Genomic DNA, 14,011 nt, shown 5'->3' on the forward strand with positions numbered 1-14,011 from the left:
GATGGCCAAAGCTACAGCTACACCGCCCGTGTCGAAGACGCCGCCGGCAACCGCGGCACGGAGTCCAACACCTACGCCATCACCCTCGACACCACGGCCCCGACGCAAACCGTCACCCTCACCCAGGCGCTGGATAACGTCGACCCGATCAGCGGCGCGATAGCCGCGGGCGGCACCACCAACGACGACACCCCAACCCTGCAAGGGACGCTCTCGGCAACCCTGGGGACCACCGAGCAACTGCACGTCTTGCGTAACGGCGTAGACATCGGCGTCGCCACGGTCAGCGGTACCGACTGGAGCTACCAGGACGCTGGGCTGGCCAGCGGCAGCACCTACACCTACACCGCCCAGGTCGTCGATGCGGCCGGCAACAGCAGCGCCGCGTCCAACAGCCTGAGCTTCACCGTCAACACCTCCTCGGTCAGCCAGACGGTTGCCATCCTGCAGCTCCTGGACAACGTCGACCCGCTACAGGGCAACGTCGCCAACGGAGGGACCAGCAACGACACCACCCCGACCCTCAGCGGCTCCATCTCCACCGCGCTGAGTGCCGGCGATGTGGTTGAAGTGCTGCGCGATGGCAGCGTGATCGGCACCGCCAGCGTCAGCGCCACCACCTGGACCTACCAGGACAGCGGCCTGCTCGACGGCAGCACATACAGCTACACCGCCCGCGTGGTCATCGCCGGTGGCAACCAGGGCGCGCAAAGCGCGGCCTACAGCCTCAGCATCGACACCTCCGCGCCCACCCAGACGGTCGCCATCACCAGCTACACCGACGACCAGGCCGCCCAGACCGGCAGCTTCGCCTCCGGCAGCAGCACCAACGACACCACCCCGCGCCTCAACGGCACCCTCGATGCCGGGTTGAACAGCGGCGAAACCGTGGCCGTGTACCGCGACGGGGCCCTGCTCGGCAGCGCCACGGTCAGCGGCAGCACCTGGAGCTTCCAGGACAGCGGCCTGGTCGACGGCCAGAGCTACAGCTACACCGCCCGTGTAGTCGATGCCGCCGGTAACCTCGGCAGCCCGTCGGCAGCTTTCAGCCTGAGCATTGATACCCAGGCACCGGCACAGTCGGTGACCATCACCACGCTCAGCGACGATGTCGACCCGATACAAGGCAACGTAGCCGACAACGGCATCAGCAACGACACCTCGCCGTTGCTCGGGGGCACGTTGACGGCTGCGCTGGGCAGTGGCGAGTCCGTGCATCTATACCGCGATGGCCTTGCCATCGGCACGGCCAATGTCTCGGGTACTTCCTGGAGCTTCCAGGATAACGGCCTCGCAGGCGGCAACAGCTATGCCTATACGGCTCGCGCAGTGGATGCGGCCGGCAACCTCGGGGCGCTGTCTTCTGCCTACACGGTGACCGTGGACATAGCGGCACCGACCCAGACGGTCAGCATCGTCAGTGCGATCGACGATGTCGATCCGCTGCAGGGATCGCTCGGCAGTGGCAGCACCACCAACGACACGGCACCGCAACTCACGGGTACGCTGAGCGCAGGGCTGGGCAACGGCGAAGTGCTGGCGGTATTGCGCGATGGCGTGCAGGTCGGTACGGCCAGCGTCACCGGTAGCGCCTGGACCTACCAGGACGCGGGCCTCAGCGATAACCGCACCTACAGCTACACCACGCGAGTGGTGGACGCCGCCGGCAACCTCGGTGCCACGTCCTCCGCGTTTGCGCTGACCGTCGACACCTCGGCCCCGACGCAAGCGGTCACGATCGTCAGCGCAGTGGACGATGTCGACCCGGTGCAGGGGACGCTCGCCAACGGCAGCAGTACCAACGATGCGACGCCGCAACTCAACGGTACCCTCGACACGCCGCTTGGCACAGGCGAGAGCGTGGCGATCTACCGAGACGGGACGCTGATCGGCACCGCCACGACCACGGGCACCAACTGGACGTTCCAGGAAGGCAACCTCACGGAGAACACCTACAGCTACACCGCCCGCGTAGTCGACACCGCGGGCAACCTCGGCGCGGCATCCACGGCCTTTGTTCTGACCGTCGATACCTCGGCACCTGCATCCGCACCGACAATGGTGAGCCTGCACGACGACGTACCTCTCGTGATCGGGGAGATCACCTCGGGCAGCACCACCGACGACACCCTGCCGACATTGAACGGCACCGGCGCGGAAGCGGACAGCCAGGTCAACGTCTACGACAACGGCACCCTGCTCGGCACGTCCACGGCCGACGCCACCGGGGCATGGAGCTTCACCCCGACCACGGCGTTGCCCGATGGCACCCACGCCTTCACAGTCAGCAACGTTGACGCGGCCGGCAACGAGGGGCCGCAATCGGCTTCCATCGACTTTATCGTCGATACCCAGGTGCCCAATCAGGTGGTCAGCATCGCCACTGTGACCGACGACATGGCCCCCATCACCGGCACCGTGGCCAACGGCGGCACCACCAATGACACCTCGCCGCTGCTCAGCGGTACCTTGAGCTCCGCACTGGCCGCCAGTGAACAAGTCGTCGTCCTGCGAGATGGCGTTGCCATCGGCCAGGCCACGGTATCCGCAAGCAGTTGGACCTTTCAGGAGAGCGGGTTGGCCGATGGCAGCTCGTACACCTACACCGCACGCGTCGATGACGCCGCCGGCAACCAGGGCGCACTTTCCACGGGCTACAGCCTCATCATCGACGCCTCGACTCCGGCCCAGACTGTCACCATCACGGCGATCGTGGATGACATCGAGCCGGTGAGTGGCACTATTGCCGACGGCGGCACCACCAACGACTCGCAGCCCGAACTGCAAGGCACGCTCTCGGCTGCCCTGGCCGCTAACGAAGTGGTCGCGGTCTACCGTAATGGCAGCAAGATCGGCGAAGCGACGGTAAACGCAACCAACTGGACCCTCACCGACACCAGCGGGCTTGCCGACAACACCAGCTACAGCTACACCGCGCGGGTCGAGGATGCGGCTGGCAATCTCGGCAGCCTCTCCAATACCTACGGCATCACCCTGCAGGTCAGCGGCTCGACCACTACCGTGACCATCAGCAGCGTCACCGACGATACCGAGCCCCAGGCGGGACTCGTCGCCTCGGGCGGCTACAGCAACGACACCTCGCCACTGGTTGCAGGCGTGCTATCGGCCACACTCGATCCAGCCGAAGTGGTCGATGTGCTGCGCAACGGCGTGGTCATCGGCCAGGCCACCGTCACAGACACGACCTGGTCGTACCAGGACAGCGGGCTCACCGATGGCGACTACACCTACCTGGCGCGCGTTCGTGACACCGGCACCGGCAACCTGGGCGCGGACTCCAATGCCTACAATCTGATTCATATCGATGCCATCGCGCCGACACAGACGGTGATATTGAGCCAGGCCTACGACAACGTGGCTCCGCTAACGGGCGCGATTGCCGACGGCGGCACCACCAACGATGACACCCCGCTGCTGGGGGGTACGCTCAGTGCCGTATTGACCGGCACTGAGCAGGTGCACGTCTTCCGTAACGGCGTAGACATCGGCGTCGCCACGGTCAGCGGCACCGCCTGGAGCTACCAGGACACCGGGCTCGTCAACGGCAGCACCTACATCTACAGTGCCCGCGTGATCGACGCGGCCGGCAACCTCGGCAGCGTCTCCAATAGCCTGAGCTTCGCCGTCAACACCTCCTCGGTCAGCCAGACGGTGCAGATCCTGCAAGTGCAGGACGACGTCGATCCAGTCCAGGGCAACGTCGCCACTGGCGGGGCCACCAACGACACCACCCCGACCCTGAGCGGCTCCATCTCCACTGCGCTGAGCGCCGGCGATGTGGTCGAAGTGCTGCGCGGCGGTAGCGTGATCGGCACCGCCAGCGTCAGCGGCAGCACCTGGACCTACCAGGACAGCGGCCTGCTCAACGGCAGCAGCTACAGCTACACCGCGCGTGTAGTCAACGCTGGTGGCAACCAGGGCGCGCAAAGCACGGCCTACACACTGACAGTGGACACCACGGCCCCGACGCAAACCGTGACCATCGCCAATTACGCCGACAACGTCGATCCGAACCAAGGCAACTACGCCAGCGGCACGACCACAAACGACAGCACGCCGCAACTCAACGGGACCCTGAGTGCCACCCTCGGCTCCGGCGAAACGGTCGCGGTCTATCGCGATGGAACCTTCATTGGCACGGCAACCGTCTCTGGCACGAGCTGGAGCTACCAGGACGCGGGGCTTGCCGATGGCAACACCTACGCTTACACAGGACGCGTCGTCGACCGGGCGGGCAATCTCGGCAGCGAGTCGGCAGTCCTCACGCTGAGCGTGGACACCAGCACGCCGACGCAATCGGTGCTCATCGCCGCCGTGACCGACAATGTCGATCCGCTGCAGGGCACGGTAACCAATGGCGGCACCACTAACGACACCTCGCCCCAGCTGAGCGGCACAATCACCACCGCCCTCAATATGGGTGAAAGCGTGGCCATCTACCGCGATGGCGTCATGCTCGGCACCGCCACCACCAACGGCACCGCCTGGACCTATCAGGATGCAGGCCTGGTTGATGGCGATAGCTACAGCTACACCGCACGCGTCATCGACGCCGCTGGCAACGTGGGTGCGCAAAGCGCGAGTTATGCGTTCACGATCGACACCACGGTGCCCACGCAGACCGTCGCCATCAACAGCTATCAGGACGACACGGCACCCAACCAGGGCAGCTATGGCTCAGGCACCATCACCAACGATCTGGCCCCCCAGCTTGCCGGCAGCCTCAGCGCCGTTCTGGCCAGCGGCGAAGCGGTGGCAATCTATCGCGACGATGTGCGCATGGGGACGGCCACCGTCAGCGGCACCAGTTGGGTGTATCAGGATGCCGGCCTGAGCGACGCCAGCACCTACACCTACGTCGCCCGCGTGGAAGATGCCGCAGGCAACGCCGGAACGGCGTCTGCGGTGTTTACCCTCAGCGTCGACACCACGGCCCCGAGCCAGATCGTTTCCATCGTTTCCGTAATCGACAACGTCGACCCGGGGCTGGGCACAGTCACTCATACCGGCAGCACCAACGACAACACACCACAGCTCAATGGTCAGCTCAGCACAACCCTGGGTGCCGGCGAAAACGTGGCGGTGTATCGCGACGGAGTGCTCGTAGGCAACGCCACGGTCAGCGATACCGCCTGGACCTATCAGGACAACGGCCTGAGCAACGGCACTACCTATGTCTACACCGCGCGCGTGGTAGACGCCGCCGGCAACCCCGGTGAGCTTTCCGCCAACTACACGATCAGCGTGGATACGACGGTCCCCACCCAGGGCGTCACCATCACCGCGGTTGCCGACAATGTCGACCCGCTACAAGGCGCGGTTGCCAGCGGTGGCACCACCAACGACGACACCCCGCAATTGAGTGGCACGCTCACCGCCAGCCTGAGTGGCGGGGAGTCCGTGGTGGTCTACCGCGACGGCAGCGTCGTCGGCACGGCCAGCGTGTCCGGCACCACCTGGACCTTCCAGGACTCCGGCCTGGTCAACGGCGGCAGCTATGTCTATACCGCCAGCGTAGTGGATGCCGCCAGCAACTTGGGGCCGCTGTCCGCCAACTATGTGATCACGCTGGACACTTCGGCCCCGGCGCAGACAACCGCCATCACCAGCGCGACCGATAATGTCGATCCGCTGCAAGGCAGCCTCGCCAGCGGCAGCGTCACCAACGACACCACCCCGCAGCTCAACGGCACGCTGTCGAACGCGCTGGGTGCCGGCGAGAGCGTGGCGATCTACCGCGATGGCGTCCAGATCGGGACCGCCACGATGACCGGCGCAACCACCTGGAGCTACCTGGATTCCGGCCTTGCCAACGCTACGACTTACAGCTACACCGCCCGTGTGGTGGACGCCGCCGGCAACCTGGGCAGCGCCTCCTCCGCCTTCGCGCTGACGGTCGATAGCGCTGCGCCGACGCAATCGGTCAGCATCGCGGCCATCACCGACAACGTTGACCCCGATCAGGGCACCGTGGCCAGCGGCGGCACGACCAACGACACCTCCCCGCTCCTCTCAGGGGGCGTGAGCGCAGCCTTGAACAGCGGTGAATCGGTGGTGGTCTATCGCGATGGCGTGGCCATCGGCACGGCTACCATGACCAGCGCCACCACCTGGACCTTCCAGGACTCGGCTCTGGTCGATGGTGTCGAGTACAGCTACAGCGCGCGCGTCGTGGATGCGGCGGGCAACCTGGGGACGTCCTCGGCCAGTTACAGCATCACGCTGGACACCAGCGCACCGACGCAATCGGCCAGCATCACGGCCATCACCGACAACGTTGATCCGCTCCAGGGAACGGTCGCCAGCGGTAGCAGCAGCAACGATACCTCGCCATTGCTCTCTGGCACCCTGTCCGCCAGCCTGCTCGCGGGCGAAACCCTGGTCGTGTTCCGCAACGGCGTTGAAATCGGCAGCGCCAGCGTCAGCGGCACCAGCTGGACCTTCCAGGACAGCGGCCTGGCCGACGGCCAGAGCTACAGTTACAGCGTTCGCGTGGAAGACAGCGCCGGTAATCCAGGCCCGGATTCCAACGCCTACTCCCTGCTCATCGATACTTCGGCTCCGACCCAGGTTGTGACGATCTCGTCCGCCACCGACGACGTCGCCCCAGTGACGGGTAGCCTGTCCAGTGGTGCCATCAGCAATGACACCGCGCCCCTGCTCAACGGCGCGCTGTCGGCTTCGCTCAACAGCGGCGAAAGCGTGGCGATCTACCGCAACGGCGCGCTGATCGGCGCGGCCACCGTGTCGGGTACCACCTGGACCTTCCAGGATAACGGCCTGAGCGACGGCGCGAGCTACAGCTATACCGCCCAGGTGGTCGATGCCGCCGGCAACAGCGGCACCCTCTCGTCTGCCTTCACGCTGACAATGGACAGCACGGCTCCGACGCAAACCGTAAGCATCAGCAGCTACACCGACAATGTCGATCCGTCCCAGGGCGTGTTCGGTTCCGGCTCGACCACCAATGACACCTCGCCACAACTCACCGGCACGCTCAGCACCGCCCTGGGCAGTGGCGAATTGCTGGTGATGCTGCGTGATGGCGTGGCCATCGGCTATGCCACCGTCACCGGCACGTCCTGGAGTTTCCAGGATGCAGCGCTGCTCAACGGCACGACCTACGCCTATACGGCGCGGGTTGAAGATGCCGCAGGCAACGTGGGCGCGACCTCGTCCGCGTTCAGCCTCAACGTGGATACGGTTGCGCCGACCAATACGGCCACCATCCAGTCCTACACCGACAGGGTCGGCACCGAGCAAGGGGATTATTCCAACGGCACGACCACCGACGACCGCAACCCGGTATTGAACGGCTCGGTCTCGGTGGTCTTGGCCGGCGGCGAAGAGGTGCGTATCTACGAGGGCACCACCTTGCTGGGCACAGCCACCGTCAGCGGTAGTGCCTGGACCTTCACCCTGCCCGCGCTGGCCGACAATACGACGCACACCTACAGGGCCGTGGTGGCCGATGCGGCAGGCAACGAGGGCAGCTTCTCCGGCGACTTCACCCTGACAGTCGACCTCAAGGTCCAGGTGGATGCCCAGAACACGCTTGACACCACACCTGTCGTCACCGGCGGAACCGGGTTCGTCATTCAGGAAGGGGAATACCTGGAGGTGACCATCAACGGAGTCACCTACAGTTCCCTGACCGGCGCAGTCGTCGTAGACCCGCAGAACAACACCTGGTATGTGCAGATCCCCACGGCCAACGCGCTACCGGCAGGCACCTCCTACGATGTCGCCGCGGTACTCAAGAATACCGTGGGCAACGTCATCACCCAGGACACAACCGTAAGCGAGCTCTATATCGCTAACCCGCCTGCCGCGCCAGCGGTTCCGGCGTCGTCCGACGTCGACAACAAGGCCACGGCGATGACCATCGGCGAGGACGGCCAATGGCGCATCTTCAGCAATATGACGATATTGGACGCCAACGGCAGCGACATCACCTCGGTCGTCAGCTTCAGCAGCAACACGGTCTGGGGCAATGATGGCGTGCTCGGGACCGTGACCTTCATGGACATGAACCGCGACGGTTACATGGATGTCGTCGGTGAGGACTCCCGCTATGCCGACGGTCAGCAGGCCTTTATGTACATGGGGGATGGCTATACCCAGGCGATGACCTCCACCAACGCCAATGGGGTGAGCGTGGGACAAACCAATACCAGTTACTACGCCTTCCAGATCGGTAACGAAGCAACAGACCCAGAACGGGTGGATTTCAGCGGCGGCGGTACCACCAGTGCCGAAACCTATACCTGGTTTGGCGGCACGGCTTTGTACGACAAGGTGGGCGACGGCTATGTGGACATCGTCTACGGCGATAACACGCCGAACGACGAAGAAGCCGGCGGCGGGTACGACACCTCGTTCACGCTGAACAACGGCGGCATCTTCACCAAGGACGGAGCGCTGACCTACAGCGCGGGTGCCGGTGGCGACGAAACGTGGCAAGCGACCCCGGAGAAGTTGATTTCCACCGTCGACTTGAACAACGACGGCGCGGTGGACATCACCTACCTGGCCGGTTCCGGCTCGAACTACATCACCGGCAACGCCACGACAACCGGAGATAACAACCGCTTTGTTGTCGCCAGCAATGACGGTACCGGCAATCTCGACGTGACCCAGATCGTGGAGAACATGCTTTACAACGACGAAGGCACCACCTTCGACGGTCTCTCCATGACCTGGGCCGACTTCGATGGCGACGGCTGGCTTGATCTGTTCCAGGGGCGCACCTACGCCACCACCAGCGCGGCCGAAAACCAGAGCAAGATCTTCTTCAACGACGGCACCGGCAGGATTTCGGCGACCAACACCGACGCCGACCCGATCGACGAAGGCTACAACCGCCACTACAACATGGGCGACACCCTGGCGGGCGGCGGCTCGGTGGCGGTGGACTGGAACGCCGACGGCAGGACGGACGTCATCGAGATCCCGTACTTCACCAACAACAATCCGGCAACGGCACAGACCGTGCTGTTGTTCAGCAACAACACCAGCGGCGGCACAGTCAACTTCAGCCAGAGCACGCTCACCACTGTGGCGGACACCGGTACGGGCAGCGCTATCACCGGCATTCTCGCGATGGACATCGACTGGGACGGCGACCGCGACGCGATCCTCTTCACCGGCACCGCCGGTGCGACCCTGGTGCAGAACAACGTGAACGTGGCAGATGGCACCAGCCTGCACCTGCGCATCCTCGACCAGAACGGCATCAACGCGCTCTTCGGCAACACCGTGAAGCTGTATGACTCCGCCGGGAACCTGGTCGCGACCCAAGTCCTCAACCCGCAATCAGGCAACCAGACCAGCGACAGCTCAGCCCTGATCGACTTCTACGGCCTGAATGCCAACGAGACCTATACGGCGGTGATGCTGCGCAACATCGCGGGCAACTCACAGGATGTCGGTGGCGTGGCGAATATCGGCGGGTACAGCATCGAAAACGTCAACGCCGGCTGGACGGGCCTGAGCACAGGGCAGGCATACGACAACTACGTGCTTACGGCCGAGTCCGGCACGGCGGTCAACAACGCCAACATCGGCAACGGCATCGTCGGCACCGGCTACAACGACACCTTCTTCGCCACCCAGGGTAGCGACATCTACAACGGCGGCGGCGGCACCACGCTGGTGTCCGACTCGCGCGTGTGGAGCAATACCGGCGGCGAAGACATGGTGGATTACAAACTGGCCGGCAACACGGCGATCACCGTGGACCTGAGCAACACCAGCGCCCAGAACACCGGCTTCGGCACAGCCACCTTCGTCAACATCGAGGGAGTCGCGGGCGGTAGCGCTGCGGATACCTTCACCGATAACGCAGGCGACAACCTGTTCGACGGCCGAGGCGGCAACGACACCTTCAACCTGACCCACGGCGGCAACGACACGCTGCTGTACCGCTTGCTGGATGCCTTTGACGCTACCGGCGGCAACGGTTGGGACCAGGTGAACGGCTTCACGGTCGGAACCGTCGAGGCTACAGCCGATGCTGATCGCATCGATCTGAGCGGTCTGCTCTCCGGTTACACCGCAGATGAGGACGGCGCGGCGCACTACCTGAACGGCGTGGCGACCATGGATGTCGGAGAAACGATCCAGAACTACCTCTCGGTGACGCAAAGCAGCGGCGACACCATCGTCAGCATTGATCGCGACGGCAGCGGGGGCGATTTCCAATCCACCCAGTTGGTCACGCTAAACAATGTGACTACGGACTTGGAAACACTGCTTGCAAACCATCAGATCGTCATCTGATACCTCGTTGAAGTACACAGGGTTAGAGTAATGAGCTTAATAACTGCAATGAACAGGGTCTCGTCCACTGCCGCTTTCAAACAAGCGAAATGGGCGCAGCAGCCACTGCATATTTCCTTAGGTCTCATATTGACCCTTGCTGCTGCACCGGTCGCAGAAAGCGCGTCCTATACCTACACTACTGACGACCAGACAGGTACGGAACAAGCGGGGCTGAGCAACACGCGTTATATCGCCGAGAGAGAAGCTCGGCAAATTAAACTTCCGCAGTTTGCTGACGCGCAAATATCAGTGAACGAACCCTCAATTACACGCGTTATTGGACTGACGGAAGCAGTACGAAGAGCGGCTTCGCTTCACCCGCAAATTCGCCATGCCCATGCCGCCATCGCGCAGAGCCAAGCGGAGATAGCTATAGCCGAGTCGGCCCGCTATCCGACACTTGAGTACGGCATACAGCCGGGTTTCGGTGGTGGCTACGCGGCGGATGGCAGCAGCGCGGGCGTTCGTACCTCGCTCGGGGTAAACCAGTTGCTCTACGACTTCGGCCGCACAGCGGGCCGTACCTCTGCCGCCATGGCCACCATGGAAAAGGAAGAGCACCTGCTCGCCGATACCATTGATAGCGTGGCTTACGATGCGGCCAGCATGTATATCGAACTGGCCGCCAGCCAGGCGGTTATCCAAGAAGCCGAGCAGCAACTCAAAGCCCAAGAACTCACGGGCGCAAAAATCCACGAACGCGTAACAGCCGGGTTTTCAGATATCTCTGATTTATATCAGGCCGATATGTCGCTACAACGCGCACGCGTTGAAATCCTGCAGGCCCAGACCCGTTTCGATGTAGCAGCGGGTCGTTTGGCTCAACTTATTGGCGCTCTTCCAGAACAAGTGGCGACACTCGACGAGACGGGTGCTGTGGTTGCCGCCCTTGGGCCGTTACAGGACAACATCGGCGACACCTCGGCGGTGCTGGCTGCCCGCGCGGAGGTGGAGGCAGCGGCTGCCAGGCTCAAGCAAGTCAAGGCAGAGCGCTATCCCTCTATTGGGGTCGGCATCAACCGTGTCGACACCCTAGGCCAAGTGGATGCCACCGATAGCACATGGGTAGGTTTGTCATTAAAGGGCAGTTTTTCCCTCGGTGGGTTGGGCAAGCACCAGGTCGCGGCTGCCGAGGCACAGCGTCAGGCCGCAATAGAATCTTTGGAAAGCCAGCAATTGATTGCCCGGACGGCGCTTATTTCTGCCAAGCGCGAAGCTTCAGGGGCAGTGATTCGCCAGGAAAGCTTCGCAAATATCATCCGCTTCGCACACGCCTCCCGTGACATTTACTGGAAGGAATACACCCTTGATAAACGCCCATTAATGGACGTGATCAATGTTGAACATGAGATTTACTTAGCGCAAGTCGAGCGTGTAAATGCAATAGCCGACGAAATGCTCGCCCAAATCAAATCACATGTTGCAACCGGAACGTTTGCTACGTTGTTGATGCAAAACGAGGCAAGTCGCCATGAATAGCGGGGCAAAAACCGGCTCTTCTAATAGCGATGCCGCCTTAGCCCATCGCAAAGCCTTAAGGAATTGGACCTCAGCCATCCTGTTGGTGACCAAGCAGTTACAAATTCCGAACTCTCCGGCACAGATTCATAGCGCCTTCGCATGGGCGCGACATAGCGAACTCGACCAGGCCGTCCTGGATATCTGCGCGGCAGCTGGGCTAGCCGCGAAATTTGCTCAAGTCAGCCTGGATGACCTCTCCCGCGGGGTATTGCCAGCCCTTGTTGCCTTCAAAACAACAGTTGGCATTATCACTGCGGTAACAGCGGGCCAAGTCTGCGTTGTGACGGCAGTGGATGGCAAAACGGTTGAGCGTCTCTTACCCTTCGATCAGATTGCCTCGGGCGGAACCTGTCGGGTTCTGCTCGTGCAGTCGCGGGAAGTCAAACGGGACAGTCGGGTCGAGGAATATCTCAAAGTCAGCCCAGACTCCTGGTTGAAGAGCGCTTTTACCGGTGGTTGGGCAACATTGGCTCACCTGTGCGCAGGATCGCTAGTAGGAAACCTACTAGCGATTACGACGTCCCTGTTCGCCATGCAGGTGTGGGACCGCATAATTCCGGCCCGCTCCCTGAACACCTTGTGGGTGCTGACCATCGGAGTGGCCATCGCGCTGCTACTAGAGCTTCTTATCCGTACGACACGGACCTCTATCGCCGATCATTTTGGGCGTCAGGCAGACCTTAAGTTATCGGAACTGTTCTTCACCCGTGTGCTGGATATCCGCAGTGATGCACGGCCCCGCTCGCCCGGCCAGTTGATCTCGCAACTGCGGGACCTGGAGCAAGTTCGCGAACTTCTCACCTCAAGCAGCATGGGGGTACTTGTCGACATCCCGTTCGTGATCGCCTTTGTCGGCATCATCTGGATGCTGGGTGGCCCGCTTGCGCTCATTCCCCTGGCGGCTATACCAATTACCCTCCTGCCCGGCCTTATTGCCCAATTACCATTGGCAAAACTCTCGAGAGAAGGTTTAAGCGAAGCCGCCCTACGCAACTCGATCCTGATGGAATCAATCTACCGAATTGAGGACATCAAAACCCTGCAGGCAGAAACCCGTTTCAGGCAAATCTGGAACCAGTCGAATCAGGTGTGCGGAGATGCCAGCCTCAAACAGCGCTTTCTCGTAAGTTTAGTCATAGGCTTTTCGCAACTGACTCAACAACTGGCTTATGTTGGCGTTCTGGTGGCCGGCGTGTACGGCATCCTTGAGGGAAGCATGTCATTTGGCGCAGTACTGGCCTGCTCCATTTTGACCAGCCGGACTATTGCGCCACTCGGACAAATAGTTGCGGTACTTACACGTATACAGAATGTACGTATAAGCAAACAGGGGCTCGACTCTCTTCTTTCTTTGCCGACTGACCACGACCCCAGGAAAAACCGCTATCACAAGCCCTCGATCGCAGGAAGTTACCACTTTCAGCAGACCGTCTATTCCTATGACCCAGAGGAAAAGCCGGTTTTGATGATCCAAGACCTGAAGATCAAACCCGGGGAACGCATCGCCATTCTGGGCAAGGTAGGATCGGGCAAATCGACACTCCTGCGCCTTGCTGCAGGCCTTGCATCCCCCACCATGGGCCGCATCCTGCTTGACGATACCGCTATGGATGCCATCGATGTCGCGGATATCCGCCGCGATATTGGAACAGTGCTGCAGGACTCCAATCTGTTCTACGGCACCCTGCGTGAAAACATTGCACTGGGGAATCCCCTGGCCAACGATGATGAAATCTTGGCCGCCATGACCGTTGCCGGTGCCGACCAATTACTGGCCGGGCAATACCATGGCCTGGATTTCAAGATCCGCGAAGGTGGCCTGGGTCTCTCGGGCGGGCAAACGCAGGCCGTGCTTCTAGCCCGCACCCTGCTCCGCTCGCCTCAAGTGCTCTTACTTGATGAACCCACTGCTTCTCTGGATGAGTATTCGGAGCATGAATTTGCCCGGAGAATGAAACAATGGCTGGGTCGCCGAACGCTGATAGTCGCCACCCACCGCTATCCGGTTCTGGCCTTGGTCGATCGCATCATCATCATGCATGAAGGACGGATCGTAAAAGACGGCCCCAAGGAAGACATTCTCAACACGCTGGCCCAGACAAACGTAGCCCGTCGTTCGCCCACTCCCAAGCAGGCGGTATCTTAA

General features: G+C 62.0%; 3 protein-coding genes. All 3 read left to right on the plus strand.

Features of this window, described 5'->3' with window-relative positions; translation table 11 throughout:
* Positions 1–10,302 (plus strand): Ig-like domain-containing protein (locus WMW70_RS05745; protein ID WP_341436563.1); only part of this gene is annotated, 10,302 nt, incomplete at its 5' end.
* A 48-nt stretch (positions 10,303–10,350) separates the two neighbouring features.
* The gene (locus WMW70_RS05750) at positions 10,351–11,823 is read left to right on the plus strand and encodes a TolC family protein (protein WP_341436564.1); all 1,473 of its coding nucleotides are present in this window, start codon (positions 10,351–10,353) and stop codon (positions 11,821–11,823) included.
* Positions 11,816–14,011, plus strand: a complete 2,196-nt coding sequence (locus tag WMW70_RS05755; protein WP_341436565.1) for a type I secretion system permease/ATPase — start codon at positions 11,816–11,818, stop codon at positions 14,009–14,011. The genes WMW70_RS05750 and WMW70_RS05755 overlap by 8 nt, the downstream gene beginning before the upstream one ends.

This window comes from Pseudomonas sp. XK-1, from assembly GCF_038069885.1.
Taxonomy (GTDB): Bacteria; Pseudomonadota; Gammaproteobacteria; order Pseudomonadales; family Pseudomonadaceae; genus Aquipseudomonas.

Excerpts from the sequence above, each read along its gene's own strand:
- WMW70_RS05750 (WP_341436564.1), top strand. The coding sequence starts at position 10,351 with ATGAACAGGGTCTCGTCCACTGCCGCTTTCAAACAAGCGAAATGGGCG.
- WMW70_RS05755 (WP_341436565.1), top strand. The coding sequence starts at position 11,816 with ATGAATAGCGGGGCAAAAACCGGCTCTTCTAATAGCGATGCCGCCTTA.